17 protein-coding genes are annotated in these 16,310 nt (G+C 42.6%); all 17 read left to right on the top strand.

Going from position 1 to position 16,310, the window contains the following annotated elements; translation table 11 throughout:
- Nucleotides 1–352 precede the first annotated feature (352 nt).
- The 17 genes from mobQ (at nt 353) to topB (ending at nt 16,263) form a co-directional block, all read left to right on the top strand.
- A complete protein-coding gene (mobQ, locus tag EKM61_RS07480; RefSeq protein ID WP_068377293.1) occupies nt 353–2,416 on the top strand; it encodes a MobQ family relaxase in 2,064 nt (687 codons plus the stop codon).
- A gap of 81 nt (nt 2,417–2,497) precedes the next feature.
- Entirely contained in the window at nt 2,498–2,827 is a 330-nt protein-coding gene (locus tag EKM61_RS07475; protein WP_068377296.1) for a hypothetical protein, read from the top strand.
- Between the two features lie 13 nt (nt 2,828–2,840).
- Entirely contained in the window at nt 2,841–3,455 is a 615-nt protein-coding gene (locus tag EKM61_RS07470; RefSeq protein ID WP_068377302.1) for a hypothetical protein, read from the top strand.
- Between the two features lies 1 nt (nt 3,456).
- On the top strand, nt 3,457–3,792 hold the full coding sequence (locus EKM61_RS07465) for a CagC family type IV secretion system protein (protein WP_068377308.1): 336 nt from the start codon (nt 3,457–3,459) through the stop codon (nt 3,790–3,792).
- Between the two features lie 20 nt (nt 3,793–3,812).
- Nucleotides 3,813–4,175 (top strand): hypothetical protein, encoded by a 363-nt coding sequence (locus EKM61_RS07460; RefSeq protein ID WP_035457693.1) that lies wholly within the window; start codon nt 3,813–3,815, stop codon nt 4,173–4,175.
- Entirely contained in the window at nt 4,144–4,803 is a 660-nt protein-coding gene (gene trsD / locus EKM61_RS07455; protein WP_021730097.1) for a TrsD/TraD family conjugative transfer protein, read from the top strand. The genes EKM61_RS07460 and trsD overlap by 32 nt, the downstream gene beginning before the upstream one ends.
- Before the next feature lie 11 nt (nt 4,804–4,814).
- Complete coding sequence (locus EKM61_RS07450) at nt 4,815–6,830, top strand: VirB4 family type IV secretion system protein (RefSeq protein ID WP_068377311.1); 2,016 nt, start codon at nt 4,815–4,817, stop codon at nt 6,828–6,830.
- Nucleotides 6,823–8,241: a type VII secretion protein EssB/YukC gene (locus tag EKM61_RS07445; protein ID WP_075168926.1), complete on the top strand. Its 1,419-nt coding sequence runs from the start codon at nt 6,823–6,825 to the stop codon at nt 8,239–8,241. The genes EKM61_RS07450 and EKM61_RS07445 overlap by 8 nt, the downstream gene beginning before the upstream one ends.
- A complete protein-coding gene (locus EKM61_RS07440) occupies nt 8,242–9,396 on the top strand; it encodes a phage tail tip lysozyme (RefSeq protein ID WP_068377318.1) in 1,155 nt (384 codons plus the stop codon).
- 13 nt (nt 9,397–9,409) lie between these two features.
- Complete coding sequence (locus EKM61_RS07435) at nt 9,410–10,027, top strand: hypothetical protein (protein ID WP_068377321.1); 618 nt, start codon at nt 9,410–9,412, stop codon at nt 10,025–10,027.
- Nucleotides 10,014–10,388, top strand: coding sequence for a thioredoxin family protein (locus EKM61_RS07430; RefSeq protein WP_068377324.1), 375 nt, complete (start codon nt 10,014–10,016; stop codon nt 10,386–10,388). The genes EKM61_RS07435 and EKM61_RS07430 overlap by 14 nt, the downstream gene beginning before the upstream one ends.
- The gene (locus EKM61_RS07425) at nt 10,389–10,874 is read left to right on the top strand and encodes a hypothetical protein (protein WP_063733156.1); all 486 of its coding nucleotides are present in this window, start codon (nt 10,389–10,391) and stop codon (nt 10,872–10,874) included.
- Nucleotides 10,871–11,260, top strand: coding sequence for a hypothetical protein (locus EKM61_RS07420; RefSeq protein ID WP_068377328.1), 390 nt, complete (start codon nt 10,871–10,873; stop codon nt 11,258–11,260). Before EKM61_RS07425 ends, EKM61_RS07420 begins: the two co-directional genes overlap by 4 nt.
- Before the next feature lie 15 nt (nt 11,261–11,275).
- Nucleotides 11,276–12,787 carry a VirD4-like conjugal transfer protein, CD1115 family gene (locus tag EKM61_RS07415; protein ID WP_068377331.1) on the top strand — a complete coding sequence of 504 codons (1,512 nt, stop codon included), beginning with the start codon at nt 11,276–11,278 and terminating at the stop codon, nt 12,785–12,787.
- Between the two features lie 22 nt (nt 12,788–12,809).
- Nucleotides 12,810–13,679: a conjugal transfer protein TrbL family protein gene (locus EKM61_RS07410; RefSeq protein ID WP_016373479.1), complete on the top strand. Its 870-nt coding sequence runs from the start codon at nt 12,810–12,812 to the stop codon at nt 13,677–13,679.
- A gap of 19 nt (nt 13,680–13,698) precedes the next feature.
- Nucleotides 13,699–14,097, top strand: a complete 399-nt coding sequence (locus tag EKM61_RS07405) for a hypothetical protein (RefSeq protein ID WP_016373478.1) — start codon at nt 13,699–13,701, stop codon at nt 14,095–14,097.
- Between the two features lie 6 nt (nt 14,098–14,103).
- Nucleotides 14,104–16,263, top strand: a complete 2,160-nt coding sequence (gene topB / locus EKM61_RS07400) for a type IA DNA topoisomerase (RefSeq protein ID WP_063733161.1) — start codon at nt 14,104–14,106, stop codon at nt 16,261–16,263.
- The last annotated feature ends 47 nt before the right edge of the window (nt 16,264–16,310 follow it).

Raw genomic sequence — 16,310 nt, 5'->3', positions numbered from 1 at the left:
AATCTTATTTTTTTCGTCCTTAATTTTTTGATTAAGGGCTTTTAATTTAGCTTCTTGTTTTTCTAAGTTACTTTGAGACATAACGATCCCTCCAATCATATTAGAAATAATCACCGAAACTATATCATATAGGAAACGTTAAGTCAAAGTATAAAATTTGAAATAGCGAAGCGGAAGGCATACACTAAAAGTAAATTCAGGAGAATCAGCAGACCGAGTGAAACGAGGTCAATGCGCACTTACACACAACAACTAAAGTTGGTTGTGTTATTGTGCTAAACACTTGTATTAGAAGTCGCCGTTGGCGACAAAAAAATCAAGCCCATAAACCCAAAGAAAGGTGGTGACCGACATGGCAATTTTTCACATGAGCTTTAGTAATATTAGTGCTGGAAAAGGAAGAAGTGCAATTGCTGGAGCAAGTTATCGAAGTGGCGAAAAATTATTCGATCAAAAAGAAGGTCGAAGTTATTTTTATGCTCGGTCGGTTATGCCAGAAAGCTTTATTTTAACACCAAAGAATGCGCCAGAATGGGCGAGTGATAGAGAGAAATTATGGAACGAAGTTGAAAGAAAAGACCGTCGAGCAAACTCACGGTACGCTAAAGAGTTTAACGTGGCTCTACCAGTTGAATTAAGTGAAGATGAACAGAAAGAATTATTGACAAAATATGTAGAAGAAGATTTTGTTGATGAAGGTATGGTTGCCGATGTGGCAATTCATAGAGATCACCCAGATAATCCGCACGCTCATGTGATGTTAACTAACCGTCCATTTAACCCAGACGGAACGTGGGGATTGAAAAGTAAACGAGAAAACATATTAGACGAAAATGGGAACAAGACTTATACAGGAAATAGTCGTTTCCCAAGATCAAGAAAGGTGTGGTTAGTTGATTGGGATAAAAAAGAAAAAATCAATCAATGGCGGCACAATTGGGCGGCAAGTGTAAATCAGGCTTTGGAGCAAAAAAATATTCCCGATCGGATCAGCGAAAAATCATTTGTGGAACAGGGAATAGCTGACACACCAATGCAACATGAGGGAATCAATAGCAAACGGCATGAAAGAAAAGCATTTAACCAACAAGTTAAGAACTATCGCAAGGCCAAAGCCAGTTATAAAAACAACCAAGAAAAAGTAATCAATAGAGGTCATTTAGATAGCCTAAGTAAACACTTATCGTTTAATGAAAAACGGGTAGTTAAAGAGTTAAGCCATGAACTGAAAACTTATATCAGTTTGGAGAACTTAGATGATAAACGGCGCATGCTATTTAATTGGAAAAACAGCACCTTAATTAAACATGCGGTTGGTGAAGATGTGACTAAACAATTATTGACAATTAACCAACAAGAAAGCTCACTCAAAAAAGCAGATGAACTCTTAAATAAAGTGGTCGATCGCACGACGAAAAAACTTTATCCAGAGCTTAATTTTGAACAGACCACGCAAGCTGAAAGACGAGAATTAATTAAGGAAACCGATAGCGAACAAACAGTTTTCAAGGGTAGTGAATTAAACGAACGTTTAATGAACATTCGTGATGATTTGTTGACCCAACAATTATTGGCCTTTACCAAACGGCCATACGTTGGCTGGAAGTTATTAATGCAACAAGAAAAGGAAGTCAAAATCGAACTGAAATATACGCTGATGATTCATGATGATAGCTTAGAAAGTCTAGATCACGTTGATCAAGGTCTACTAGAAAAGTATTCACCAACCGAGCAGCAAAAGATTACTCGCGCAGTCAAAGATTTGCGAACAATCACGGCTGTTAAGCAAGTTATTCAAACCCAATACCAGGAAGTTTTAAGAAGAGCCTTTCCTAACGGCAATTTTAATGAATTACCAATGATTAAACAGGAACAAGCCTATACAGCCGTGATGTACTATGATCCTGTTTTAAAGCCATGTCAGGCTGAAACAATTGAACAGTGGCAAGCAAATCCACCACAGGTGTTCAGTCCCCAAGAACATCAACAAGGACTAGCTTATTTATCGGGACAGCTTAGCTTAGATCAGTTAGAAAATCATCACTTACAACGGGTTTTAAAGCATGATGGCACTAAACAACTCTTTTTTGGCGAATGCAAAGCCGATCCGACGATTAAGAACAGTCAGATCGAGAAAATCCAAAAGCAGTTAAAAGGGCAACAAGCCAAGGACGACCAGTATAGAAAAGTAAATATTGGACATTATCAACCGCTAAATTACAAGCCAGTTAGTCCAAGCTACTACTTAAAGACGGCCTTTAGTAACGCAATCATGACCGCCCTATATGCCCGTGATGAAGATTACGAACGGCAAAAACAGGCGCAAGGTTTAAAGGAGACTGAGTGGGAAATGACGAAAAAGCAACGGCAACACCAAACTCGAAACCGGCATGAAGATGGGGGCATGCACTTGTAATCTAAATATAAAATTAAAAGTGCACAAACGTGCTCATTTAACGGTACAATGAATCTAATATAGGGAAAGGAGTATTCACATGTGACAAAGAAACAGGAATGGTTTAGCTTAGCTCAAGCTAGTCTCGAGCTTGAACGAGGTAGTACGTACGTGAGTGTTTGGTTAAGACGGCACCCTAACGAGTTGCCAAGTGAAATGCTCATGGAAACGGGCAAAGTTAAATTAATATCTGAAGATGGCATTGAATGGATTAAAAAACACATAAAAAAAGAGGGCGTCCTCGTCAGCAGTAGAGTTGCTAACGGGGATCAGCACCTGGAAGTTACGATTCTAGGTGTCACCCTCCTAATAATCCATTTTACCGGGCGGGTTAGGGGAACGTCCAGAGAACAATTATCCCGATTGATTTAAAGGAGGTGATCCAATGAAAGTAGAAAGCTGGCAGGGCATTAATGGCAAGCTAATTCATAATGGCCAGAAAGCTATCGTGGTTAAAGACGAACAAGAATTGACGGATCAAGACAAGTTACAAGACCGATTGAAACAGGAAGGTAAACCAATTGACGAGGTACGGAAAGCATTAATCAAAAATACCGTTAAGCGTCAGATTAAGACCGACCCATTAAAAATCAGTAGTTGGTTTAATCATCATCAAGACAGCAAGAACGCCAAAAAAACTGAAAAGCTAGTTAGTGATAAGCCAACTCATCAATATAAGCAAATTAAAAATGAAATGACCTTTTTTGGTGAGAGTTTCCTGGAAGGCTTCTTAGGTTTCTATGGCTTAGAAGTTGATAACGCCTTAGACCGTTACGAACATAATTTGCATGTCTTAGAGACCCAAGAATTAGGCCAGTCAGAAAAAGAGTATTACTTAGCCACGAGTGAAAACGGCCGCGTCAAATTAGCCACCGATCCATTACCAAGCCAGCAAATTGCCGAGGAACAAATGAACAAGTTCTATCAGCGTGAGCCAGAAGAAACGCAGGCAGAACAAATTCAATTACGGTCATCAGAAGACGATAGGAAGGAGGAATAACATGAAGTTCAGCAAAATGAAAGCGCTAACAGCTACTGGAGCTACTGCGATTTATTTGGGCTTGATGAACGCCCAGGTTGTTTTGGCGGCGGACGGTGGCGAAGTTAAAAGCAAGCTAACCAGCGCTGGTAAGACGATTCAAGGTATTTTAACTGGCTTGGTCGTTTTAGTTGGGATTTGTGTCGCGCTATTTATTATTATCAAAAGAATGCCTGACGCAGACGATCCGCGAGAGAAATCAGAAGTTTATCACGCGGTTGGTCGGGTGGCTGGTTTAGTGGCCTTAGCGGCAGCGATTATCTGGCTATTACCTTGGGTTTACAGCCTATTCACTTAATTTAAAAAGGAGCCTGCCAAATGAAAAAAGGTAAAGAGTTTATTTTTCCAGAAAACGTTGATAAAGATTATGGTATTTGGAAAGATTACACCTTAAAAGATTTTGGCTATGCGGCGCTGGCAGGACTAGTGGGCTTAATTTTTATTGCAATCCCACCCTATGGTCTGATCTTAGTCCTGATAAAAATAGTGATTGTTGTCTTAGCCATGACGATTGTCATGGCTATTTTAACAATTAGGCCAGTTGCGGCGCGGAAGAATATTAAAGTGCGGGATAACTTTAAGTTGAAACGCCACTATGCCAATGGTCAGAAACTGTTTTATTTAAAACCGAAGAAGCGAGGTGAACTAAATGCGTTTGAAGAAGAGCAAAACCGCCAATAAATCAGCGAAGCTCGATTGGGATTACCAACCGCCTAAAATCAATGGTGGTAAAGAGACCATTGATGATATGAGCCTGGTGGTGGGCATGTATGGCAACTACGAAGTCACTAAAACGGGGAATTTGGTCGGCATTTTGGCAGTTAGTGGGATCAACCTTGACCTGTTGAATGAAACAGAACAGCAAGACGTTTTTGAAGACTATGGTGCCTTTCTCATGAGTACGTTGGGTGAAGGCGTTGATGACACGTTACAGTTCTTAGAGCCGACGATTCCCGTCAATATGACGGCTTATCTCAATGGTCTCAAACGGCGGTATCTCGCCTTACAAAAAGACCACCCGGAGCAACAGTTCAAAATCCAATTAATAGCCAGTTATTTGGATCACTTTACTAAAGTCCAGGAATCCAAAAACATGACGACTAAGCAACATCTGCTAATTGTTAAGGTGCCGATTAAGGATAAGAGCGTTAAAAGCTTAATCCTAGCGGTCAGTCATTTAGACGAAAAGATCGAACAAGTTAAGCGGGATATTGAAAATGCGTTAACGGACTTTGATGTGACGGCCAAAGTGTTGACTAGTCAAGAAGTCCAAGAGATTTTAAAGAACTTAATCAATTTCAATGGATAGGAGGCAACAGTATGAGTTTTGGCGATAAGGTCATTGATTTGTTCATGCCAACCAAGAAAGAAAGTCAGCAAAATAGTGAACCAGCGGTTAATAAACAAAAACCGGAGGTTGAAGACTTTACCAAGCTGATTGATCGTGATAGCTTGCATTCACTATTCCCGTTTAGCTGGGAACAGTACCCCACCTACGTCCAGTCGGGGGAGAATTTTATTCGGGTGTTAGCAATTGCTGACTACCCCAAGCGGGTTTACGGCAACTGGTTGTCAGAGTTAAAGCGCAAAAAAGGCGTTATCGATATTGTGCAATATATCGACAGCGCCAGTAACAATTCAATGATTACCTATTACAAGAAGACGATTCAAAATAAGGAAGCGCAGAAGTTAAATACGTTCGACCCGTATAAAAAGAAGATTCTGCAAAATTATATTGATTCAGCCAACATGCAACTAGATAAATACCTCGATAATTCTACCACATTTGTGTACCAACATATGCTCATTTATCTGCGGGCCAACAGTTTAGCAGACTTAGATGACTTAACCGAAAACGTTAAGAATACGTTGATTAAGCTACAAATGAAGCCCCTAGTGCCCGTTAAAGCAACCTTTCAAGCTTTCTGGTCAACCATGCCAATTAACGAGAACCTCATGGGGGATTACACCTATAAAGAAAGTAATACCGAAGTCGCCAGCAGCATGTTTCCCTTTGACGACGCCGAAATTCTGGACTTAAAGCCGAGAAGCGATATTGAAGGGGTTAACAAAGATACCAACAGCTTAATTGCCGTGGATATGCTGGATCGCAATAAGACGCTTAATCAAAATCAAGTGATTATTGGGACCTCGGGGGTCGGCAAGACCACCTATATGATTCAGAAAATTCTACGCTACGCCATTCAAGACTATCAACTCTACATTATTGATCCAGAAAACGAATATACCAAGATTGTCGAAGCCCTGGGTGGGGCAGTCTTGCACTTAACTTCTAATGCGAAGTACAAAATTAACCCGCTACAAATCTTTTCCGAAGAAATCTTAAGCGCCGATGAAGCGGTCACAAACCTTGATTTACTAGTCAAAGATAAAATCCAGCGATTAAAGGGATTCTTTGAAGTGCTTAAAACCGGGATTACCCAAGTTGAGCTGGCAATCCTTGATGATGTCGTTAAACAAGCTTACGTCAACAGTGGCGTTTTGAAATATAGCCGCTTAAAAGAGATTAAAGACGATCAGTGGCCGACCTTATCCAATGTTTATGACGAGTTGGAAAAACTGGCAGATAAAGACGAAGACAAATTCAATCGGGTTAAAGACTTCTACTACATCTTAGGCAGTTATACCCATGGTTCTAACAGCCTATTTGACGGCCATACCAACGTCAACCTAAAGGGGAAGATCATTTCTTTTGATCTAAAACCACTACAAAGTGAACAGGAAGTCCAATCAGCGGCTTATCTGAATACTTTTCAATACCTGTGGGACGAAATTACCAAAGATCGGCATAGCCGCAAGAAATTGTTTGTTGATGAATTTCACTTTTTGACCTTGCATAAAGCGGCCGCCACCTTTTTCCATCAAGCATACAAACGTTTTAGAAAATACAATGCCGGGGCCATTGCCGGAACGCAGCAAATTCAAGATGTGATTGAAGGCACGACAGATACCGGGCAGAACATTGGTGAAGCCATTATTGGGAACTCCTACACCAAAGTATTCTTTGGCCTTGATGGTAAAGGTGTCGATGATGTCATTACTAAGTTAAGAATGACGTTCTCGGATAAAGAAAAGAAGTTACTAGAACGCAGACGACAAGGTGAAGCTCTGATGATCTATGGTAGCCAGCGTGCCTTTATGCGTGTCGAGTTGACCGAAGAAGAACTACGGCTAATCGACCCAGAAGCTTACCAAGAAAAATACAATCGTGAGACAGCCGAACAACCGGATTATCAAAAGCGCGTGATCTTAACTCCCAGTGAAATTGACGCTTTAACTACCACCGAGGAGGAAGGAGGGACTTTAAATGAGTAAATCAAATCAGCTATTAAATATCGAGGTTGGCACGTTCAAGCGACAGGGGAACAAATTAATTCTCGAACTCAATCACAATCAGTTTCGATATGACCAGTTGAGTGAGCTAAACGAATTAAAGCAAGCTGATTTCAATTTCTTACAGTTGGTTAACGTAGTTGAGCAAGACCAGAAGGTTGTTTTAACTTATACCTTGCCGGATAAGGTCAGATCATTAAAGGAATTACCACAGGAGAATAAGGCAATCCGTTCAGCAATTGCGAAAGAAATTATGGCGCAAAATGTGGTTAACGATAGTCAGTATCACATTGCGTTGAACCCAGCCAACCTATGGTATTACCCAATGCAACATGTTTGGTACGCCTACCGGGCCAATGAACTCATGCCTTATGATGACAAGCATAGCAATTTAGCCAAATACAAAGCACTGATTCTGTTTTGCTTGACGGGGACGCCCTATGAACGGCTACTAAGCAATCCTAAAGAAGCCCTAGCTAAACACCCGGACGACTATTTACAACAAGTAGCTAAAGCTACGTCGTTAAATGAGTTAACGGAAGTGGTTAACGGCATTGAGGACTTTGTGAGCTATCACGAATGGCAGGAAGTTGAAACGGCCCAGCAGAAAACCAAACAACGTTTATGGTTGAGTATGGCCGGGGTGGCGATTGTGGCCGTTTTGGCCGTCGGCTTAGTCCATAAAAGTGACGAACGAAAGTATCAAAGCTTAGCTAACCAGAACCAAGCCCAGGTCACGCGATTAAAATATAGCGGTCAAATTCAGACCGCTTTAAATGATCATAAGTGGTCAGAAGCACAAAAAGATATGCAACGAGCCGGCTATCCTGCAACTAAGCAGGTCAGTGTCTTTTTAAAGCATCGTCAGTACCAGCAAGCCTTGAAGGTTGACCCAAGCCAGTTGAATAAGGTTGTCAATGCGGCTTATGCCAATAAAGATAGCAGTCAAGTGGCCGATTGGCAGTTACCAACTAAGGCGACGAGCAAGCAAAAAGACCAGTTGAAACTTGAAAAAGCGATTGTTAATTATGATACCAATACGCTTAATAACCAATTATCCTTTACGACGAACGCTGATGTTTTATTGAGAATGGGACAAGCCTTCCTAGCCCATAACGATACGCAAGACGCCCAGACCGTCCAAACCAAATTAGCCGGTGTGAATAGTCCTAAAGCTAAGTATTTAAAAGCCCTGTTAAGTCTCAATGCCGCTAAGAACGAAGTTAGCGACGCCCAAAAGAAGTTAGATGACGCCAACAAGATTGATGGCAGTAAAGATAAGGATAAAGATAAGAAGGTGGATTCGGCTAAGTCGGACTTAAAGAATGCGCAGAGTGACCAATCAGCAGCGCAAAAACAAGTCGATCAGGCCAAGCACAAAGTGGGTGATTAAATGCAGGTATTGTCATTTGAATATAAGAAAAAGAAGTGGAAATTGATTGCTTATATTGTGGGTGGCGCCCTTCTGCTAATCATCTTGCTAATCGCCGCGCTTACTGGTCAATTGCAAGAAAACAGTTGTGATAATTCAACGACCACAGAAACGCAATTAGATAGTAAGAGCATGACGGAAAATGCCAAAAACATCTATGCCCACTGGAAACAAAAGTATGGTGCCACCCCACAAGCGGCCGCCGGTATCTTGGGGGTCTTACAACTAGAAAGTCGCCTTGATCCCAAGTCCGTTAATTCCAGTTCCGGGGCCACGGGCTTAGCCCAGTGGTTAGGTGGTCGAAAAGATAAACTGGAAGATTTAGCCCATAAAGAAAATAAACCAGCGACCAATCTCGGGGTACAGTTGGATTATCTCGACCAAGAATTGAACAGTAGTTACTATGCGTCAAACAAGCAGATTTTTAAATATACGGACGTGCATAAAGCGACCAAATCCTGGTTAATGGATTACGAGGGTATGAGTAAGAACCCGGAACAATGGTATTTAAGCCAAAGATACGGTTATGCCGATCATTGGTATTCCGTGTTGGGTGCAAGTGATCCCGTGTCCGGTAATACGTTAGACAATGCGAGTTCCGGCGATCTGACCGAACTAGGTTGTGATAGTGACCCGAGCTATTCCGGTGGCAGCATTGTTAAAAACGCGGAAAGTATGAAGGGCGACTTCTATTATGTTCAAACCCACCCTAGCCCCGATTTAGGTAGCGATTTAAAGAATCCTAACAAAACCGGTGGGACAGATTGTTCAGGCTTTGTCTGGTTAGCCTTGAATAAAGCTGGTTACAAGGTACCGGCCAACATGGGCTGGTTCACCGGCACGATGGCCAGTGACGCCAAAGGTAGCCATCAATATCTGAAACAGATCAGTGAAAATGACGCAAAGGCCGGCGATATTGTCATCGTCAATCAAGGTGCGGGAGCCGGAAACAACGGTCACACTGCCATTCTGCTAGGCAAATGGCAAGGCAAAGCCACCAAAATCATTGAACAAGGTGGCGTAGGCGACAAGGTTAACGAAAGTACCTTTGGCACCGCCTTTTATAGCTTACTAAGTGGTAGCGATGTAACGTTAGCCCGGCCAATCAAGAAGTAAGGAGGACGAGTAAATGAAACGCAGCATGGTTTTAAGTATTGCGATTGGTAGTTTGATCTTAATCATGTCATTAGGGGCGAATGTCTATCAGCATAGCCAAATTAAGCAGGCACAACAACAGATTAGTCGCTTACAACAACAAAAGCGTCAAGTCAGCCAGCAATTAACCAAAACTAATCAACAAAAGCAGTTATTGAGCGCTCAAATTGACAGTTATAAGACCTACCAAAATAATAAAGATAAAAGTCAGGCTGAACTTAGCTTTAATACGGTGGTCACCAAGTTCTTTGAGGTCATGAATAACTTCAAGCCCAAGACCTACGGTCAGCGTAAAGATGGCGTGAAAGACTTGATTTCCGACAAGCTATATCAGCAATACTTTTCAAATAAGGGCACGTATGGTGATAGCAATAGTGTTTCAGCCAAATTAGATCAGCTGAACCTGTATACACAAAGTAAGCAGGGCCAAGATATGAAAGGCTTGGCCGTCGTTAGTTATGAAAGTAAGAGTGGCGACAACGACTGGCAAAAGGCGACGGTACTTTATCAAGTGACTTTCGATACCACCACGGATCGAATCACCGCAGTCCAAAATTTAGGTAGTAGCTTTAAAGCCAGTGACCTTAATTAAGCGGGTTGGTAAGGCCATAGCGGTAATCGTGGTGGTTTTAGCCGTTAGCGGGTTTGCTGGTCATCAATACGTCAATCACGTGGAAAAACAGCGGCCAGTTGTGACGCTGGCTAAGCACAAGCACCCTGAAAAAGTGTTGTTCTTCTATCGCGATGATTGCCCGGATTGTCAGTCTATTTTCCATCAAATTTATTGGCACAACGCAATCAGTCACAACATCGTCTTGATTAACATGAATCAATCGCAGAATCGGCACTACATTCAGCAATATCAATTAACGTCAGTCCCAACCTTGATCTATGGTAAGCAACGGTACACCGGTACCAACCAACAAAGAATTAAACAGATAGTAGGTGATTAGATGAAAGACAAATTATTAAACAGCGTTAAAGCCAGTTGGCCGTACCTACTAACGCTAATTATTGGCTTGTATTTAGCAGAGATTTTAGCTGGCTCTGTCATGGCCTTGTCCCGCTATAAGTTGGCATTTGCGGATCATATGCCAACGGTGTTAAAACAGTTAGTCTTACACCCCTGGCACTATTACAGTTTGTATTTGGGGCAAAAGAACCCGGTATTAATTATCGTCAGTATCGCTGTGGTACTATACACCGTCTATTTTGCCTTGAAACGGAACAGCAAGCATAAAGCTTGGGAAACCGCAGACACTGAAACCCACGGGAGCGCGACTTGGGGTAATCTAAAAGAATTGAGTGACCATTATTTTAGTATCAGTCCTAAGGACTTAACTACTTCCTTCAATACGATGACTGACCTAGAGGCCGTCAAAATGCTCATCGATAAAAGTCAATCCGAAACGAAACCGGAAAAGGAGAATTTAAAATGACACAAGAAAACTACGTAACTAAAAATTCTTATACTCGTGCAGAAGCCGATCTACTAATTGCAATATCAGAATGGGTGTCAGCGATTGGGCAACTTCCTGAATCAAAAGCACTCGCATTAGATGACTTAGTCGCGATTCAGGCTAAACAGGTGCTTCAACAGCCATTACCTGGTCAGTTGTCTTTCCCCACTCACACGCAGTCCGGGTACTTGTCTGGATTGATATATTTGGTAGATGTTTACCTTGATTTGAGCAAACACTTACCACCAGCCCACGCGATTAATAATGACCTAAATAACGTAGAGACCAAGTATGTACAGGTTGAATTAGCAAACGCGCTTAAAGTCAAACTTGATGAAGATTACCAGTTAGCTGATAAGGCGTAGCTAGGGGGTTATACAATGAACGGGACAATTTTAGGGATCGTGGATAAACGGATTGTTTACCAGAATAACAGTACCAAGCCGAATCGAAATATCTTCGTGGTTGGGGGCCCGGGGTCATATAAGACCCAGTCAGTCGTCATTACCAACCTGTTTAATGAAACGGAGAACAGCATTGTGGTAACTGACCCGAAAGGGGAATTATACGAAAAGACAGCCGGTATCAAACTAGCCCAGGGTTATCAAGTGCATGTCGTCAACTTCGCGAACATGGCGCACAGTGATCGCTACAACCCCTTTGATTATATTCAGCGCGATATTCAAGCCGAAACCGTTGCGACCAAGATCGTGCAAAGTGAAAATGCCGAAGGTAAAAAAGACGTGTGGTTCAGTACCCAAAGACAGCTTTTGAAGGCTTTAATCCTGTTTGTCATGAACCACCGGTCACCAGAACAAAGAAATTTGGCGGGCGTAACGCAGGTCTTACAAGAAAATGACGTTGAAGCCGAGGAAAAGGGTGCGGATAGTCCGCTAGATACCTTGTTTCTTGATCTAACTATGACTGATCCAGCGAGACGCGCTTATGAGTTAGGTTTCAAAAAGGCTAAAGGAGAAATGAAAGCCAGCATTATTGAAAGCCTGTTGGCGACCATTTCGAAGTTCGTCGATCAAGAAGTGGCCGACTTTACCAGCTTTTCGGATTTTGATTTAAAAGAGATTGGCAATGACAAAGTGGTGCTATACGTGATTATCCCCGTCATGGATAACACTTATGAAAGCTTCATCAATCTGTTTTTCTCACAATTGTTTGATGAATTATACAAATTAGCCGCCGATCATCACGCTAAATTGCCCCACCAAGTTGACTTTATCCTTGATGAATTTGTCAATTTAGGGAAGTTTCCTAAGTACGAAGAATTTCTAGCGACGTGCCGGGGGTACGGTATTGGCGTGACGACCATTTGTCAGACCTTAACCCAGCTACAAGCCTTGTATGGCAAGGATAAGGCCGAAAGTATCTTAGGTAATCACGCGGTTAAAATTTGCTTAAATGCCGCTAATGATGTGACCGCTAAATACTTTAGTGATCTGTTAGGTAAATCGACCGTAAAAGTTGAAACCGGTAGTGAGAGTACCAGTCACAGCAAGGAAGAAAGCCACAGCAAGAGCGATAGTTACAGCTATACGAGCCGTTCGCTCATGACACCTGATGAAATTATGCGTATGCCCGAAGAACAGAGCTTATTAATCTTTAGTAATGCGCGACCAGTCAAAGCGACAAAAGCGTTCCAATTTAAACTATTTCCAGGAGCCGATCATTTGGTTAACTTGTCACAGAACGATTATCAAGGCCAACCAGAAGCCAGCCAGGAAACCAACTTTAAGAATAAGGTAGATAAGTGGAATCAGACAGTTAAAGCACAGCACCAAGCCAAAAAAGACGATCAAACAACCGATGATGAAGAAGAAAATCTACAGGATAGCATGGATCAAGACTTAAAAGTAAGGCACAAAAAGATGTTGGGTTAATGATTAAAAAGGAGGCTAAAATATGAAAAGTCTTTACTTTCACCCAGTTTTAGCAAGTTTCTTAGGCGATAAAATTTCAGAAGCAATTAATGACTGGGTTAAGGGCGTTTTTACAGCCATTATGAATTTTATGACTTCTGGCTGTCGCGCGATCTTTGATCAAATTGATCAACACGAATCCGTCCTAGACCAATGGTATGCAATCTTTCTTACTTTTGCGACGTCCTTAGTAGTCGTAGTTGTCCTAGGAAGAATCATTGGGACTTTGCTAAAAGAGGCCGATGAAAGTACCGATGTTACTTGGGCCAATATTGTGATGGACAGTCTTAAATCAGCCGCCGCAATTCCGGTCATGGTCTTTTTACAAGGATTTTTACTGAAAGCAATCGTGTTTCCGCTCGGTAAATTTATGTTTTCAATGAATAGTAAATATACGGCTTCAATGATTACCGGTTCAAAAAATATAGCTGGTACATTGGCTATTGGTTCAGTTATGTCACTAATCCTATTAGGATTCTTTGCGATCGTGACTGTATTCTTCTTTTTCAAAATGTGTATTTTTATGGCGGATATGGCCTGGTTTTATTTAACCATTCCGTTCGCAGCCATCAGTATCGCAACCGAGACTTGGGATTATAGTAGCACTTGGTGGAAAAAGCTAATTTATCTAAACGCTTCTATGCTCTCACAAGTTCTTTCAATGACCCTATGTGTTTGGGGAGTTACCCATTGGGTTAGCAACGGAATTGGAGCTTTTGCTTTATCGATTGGTATGGGTTGGCTAGTATTGCATACACCGAAAGCTGTCGAGGACTTTTGGAGTTCGACTGGCGCTACCAAAGGTGGGCTAACCGGTGCCATGAGAATGCTTAAAAATAGAATGAAGCATTAGGCCAAGGGGGGTTACTTAAATGAAGTGGCGAGAAAAAATAAAAACGAAGTGGCGAGTTGATTCGCATGTCAATGTTTTTAAAGGAAATCCACTTGACCACTTGATCTTCTACTATCTGTATCGATCACTAGAATGGTTCGTCATCGTTATGGGAGGTTTGCTAGTTCTATATGAAGTTTTAGCTTACCTGTGGCTTGAAGTAATCGTTTTGCTAGTGGGTGGCAGTGGCCTAGTCATGATTCTAAGAAGCGGAGCTAAAAGTGAACATAAAGCTTACAAAGATTGCTTAAAGGAACGTCAACAGGCTTATGAGCAGGTCAAACAAGAAGACATGCAAGCACTTAGAAAACAAGCCTGGTTGGATAGTGCGAACCAAGGCAAAGAAGAATTAGAACAAAAATTGAATCATAAGGAGTGAACGCTCATGACAACGGTTGTTTTAGCTGAAAAGCCAAGTCAAGCACGCGCTTATGTTGACGCGTTTGACCATAGCACTAAGAAGACCGGCTACTATGAAGTGAGTGACCCCATTTTGTCGCCGGACACGATTGTCACCTTTGGGTTCGGGCATTTGGTCGAGTTAGCCGCGCCGGAAAAGTACGATGAAAAATACAAACACTGGTCGTTAGCAAATCTTCCGATTTTCCCAGATCACTACCAGTTCGTCGTCCCAACCGACAAAAAGACCCAGTTTAAAATCGTTAAAGATTGGTTGGTGAAAGCCGACACAATTATTGTTGCCACGGACAGTGACCGTGAAGGTGAAAATATTGCGTGGTCAATCATGAACCAAGCCAAGATTAATCTCAAAAGCAAAACCATTAAGCGCCTATGGATCAATTCACTAGAAAGTGACGCCATCAGGACGGGTTTTAAGGCGCTCAAAGATGGTTGGACGTACTATCCAGCGTTTAAGGAAGCTCAAACGCGCCAGATCAGCGACTGGTTAGTTGGTATGAACGGCAGTCCGTTGTACACGCTTTTGTTGCGACAAGCTGGTGTGAACGGCGTGTACTCCATTGGTCGGGTACAAACACCGACTTTGTATATGGTTTATCAACGCGATCAAGCCATTCAAAACTTCAAACCAGAACCTTATTTCGAGCTTCAAGCGGAAATTGCCGCTGAACAGCAAAAATTTGTCGCTAAATTAGACCCCACGCAAAAGTTTCCAGATAAAGTAAGCTTACAAGTTTTTATGGCCGGAAACGGCCTTAAAAACGGGGCCCAAGACGGGATCATTAAAGACGTCCAAAAGACCGCCAAAAAGAGCGCCAGCCCGCGCCTTTTCTCGCTATCTGCGTTGCAAACCAAAATTAATCAACGCTACCATGCCAGCGCCGCTGATGTTTTGAAGGCCGTACAAGACTTGTACGAAGCAAAACTACTCTCATACCCGCGTACGGACAGTCAATATATCACCGATCAAGAGTTTTCCTATCTGCGCCAGAACTTGGCGCGGTATCTGTCTTTGGTCTCTCAAGAAGTGTCTTTGCCCCAAACGGAACCTCAAAGTAGGTACGTCAATGGCAAAAAGGTGCAGGAACACCACGCTATTATCCCAACGAAGACCGTCCCCACTAAGGAACAGTTGACGAAGCTACCACGATTACAGCAGCAGGTCTACGACCTTGTGTTGCGAACCACCCTAGCGATGTTCGCGGCGCCGTATGAATACGAGCAGACGACCATCATGACGCAGGTATCACAAGCGGATTTCAAGGCCACTGGAAACGTTCCCCTAAAGTCCGGGTGGAAAGCCTTGCTGGCTGATGAGACGGCGACTAAAGAGGCCCCAGTGACCTTGCCAGCCGTCACCCAAGGCCAAGCGGTCACAGCAGACGTTTCAGCCCCTCAAAAGGAAACGACACCACCGAAACCGTTTACGGAAGGCACGTTAGTTACGGCCATGAAAACCGCCGGCAAAACGCTGGACGAAGAAGAAGCAGAGATTTTGAAAGACGTGGAAGGCATTGGTACCGAAGCCACACGGGCGAATATTTTAGAAGTGTTGAAGAAACGAGACTATCTCGAGACCAAAAAGAACCAACTACATGTCACGCCGCAAGGCACGACCCTTTGCAAGGCCGTTGAATTAGAGCCGTTACTCACTAGCCCCAAAATGACCGCGAAGTGGGAAAGAGCCTTACAACAAATCAGCGCTAAAGAAAGGACCCAGGATAATTTTCTAGCGCAGATCAAAAAGTTTATTGAGAAGCTGGTAACAGACGTGCCCAGTCAGCTACAGAACAGTGGCGAAGTTCAACAACAAGTACAGCAACAGCAAACCGCTCAAGCCGAGGCACAAGCGCAAGCTGAATTGGGGACTTGTCCGCTATGTCACACCGGCAAAGTTGTTGATAAAGGCAAGTTCTACGGCTGTACGAATTACAGTGCAGACCCGCCATGCAAATTTACATTGCCTAAAAAATGGAGCGGCAAAACCCTTGGCAAAACGGTCATTAAAGCATTAATTACAAAGGGTGAATCCAGCAAACTAAAAGGGTTCAAAAGCAAGAAAGGCAAGTCGTTTGACGCCAAGTTAAAGCTTGACGGCCATAAATTAAGTTTTGATTTTGATTAGAACCTGCCTACCGCCCTTCACGTTGTTCCGGTTGGTGAACCCGTCAT

This window comes from Loigolactobacillus backii, assembly GCF_003946275.1.
Taxonomy (GTDB): domain Bacteria; phylum Bacillota; class Bacilli; order Lactobacillales; family Lactobacillaceae; genus Loigolactobacillus; species Loigolactobacillus backii.
The sequence above is the reverse complement of the archived record's forward strand: the minus strand, read 5'-3'. Positions and strand labels throughout refer to the sequence as shown.

Bases quoted from the DNA above. Each gene is read 5' to 3' on its own strand.
- mobQ (WP_068377293.1), top strand. From the start codon at position 353: ATGGCAATTTTTCACATGAGCTTTAGTAATATTAGTGCTGGAAAAGGA.
- EKM61_RS07435 (WP_068377321.1), top strand. From the start codon at position 9,410: ATGAAACGCAGCATGGTTTTAAGTATTGCGATTGGTAGTTTGATCTTA.
- topB (WP_063733161.1), top strand. From the start codon at position 14,104: ATGACAACGGTTGTTTTAGCTGAAAAGCCAAGTCAAGCACGCGCTTAT.
- EKM61_RS07405 (WP_016373478.1), top strand. From the start codon at position 13,699: ATGAAGTGGCGAGAAAAAATAAAAACGAAGTGGCGAGTTGATTCGCAT.
- EKM61_RS07440 (WP_068377318.1), top strand. From the start codon at position 8,242: ATGCAGGTATTGTCATTTGAATATAAGAAAAAGAAGTGGAAATTGATT.
- EKM61_RS07460 (WP_035457693.1), top strand. From the start codon at position 3,813: ATGAAAAAAGGTAAAGAGTTTATTTTTCCAGAAAACGTTGATAAAGAT.
- EKM61_RS07450 (WP_068377311.1), top strand. From the start codon at position 4,815: ATGAGTTTTGGCGATAAGGTCATTGATTTGTTCATGCCAACCAAGAAA.
- EKM61_RS07410 (WP_016373479.1), top strand. From the start codon at position 12,810: ATGAAAAGTCTTTACTTTCACCCAGTTTTAGCAAGTTTCTTAGGCGAT.
- EKM61_RS07415 (WP_068377331.1), top strand. From the start codon at position 11,276: ATGAACGGGACAATTTTAGGGATCGTGGATAAACGGATTGTTTACCAG.
- EKM61_RS07425 (WP_063733156.1), top strand. From the start codon at position 10,389: ATGAAAGACAAATTATTAAACAGCGTTAAAGCCAGTTGGCCGTACCTA.
- EKM61_RS07445 (WP_075168926.1), top strand. From the start codon at position 6,823: ATGAGTAAATCAAATCAGCTATTAAATATCGAGGTTGGCACGTTCAAG.
- EKM61_RS07465 (WP_068377308.1), top strand. From the start codon at position 3,457: ATGAAGTTCAGCAAAATGAAAGCGCTAACAGCTACTGGAGCTACTGCG.
- trsD (WP_021730097.1), top strand. From the start codon at position 4,144: ATGCGTTTGAAGAAGAGCAAAACCGCCAATAAATCAGCGAAGCTCGAT.
- EKM61_RS07420 (WP_068377328.1), top strand. From the start codon at position 10,871: ATGACACAAGAAAACTACGTAACTAAAAATTCTTATACTCGTGCAGAA.
- EKM61_RS07470 (WP_068377302.1), top strand. From the start codon at position 2,841: ATGAAAGTAGAAAGCTGGCAGGGCATTAATGGCAAGCTAATTCATAAT.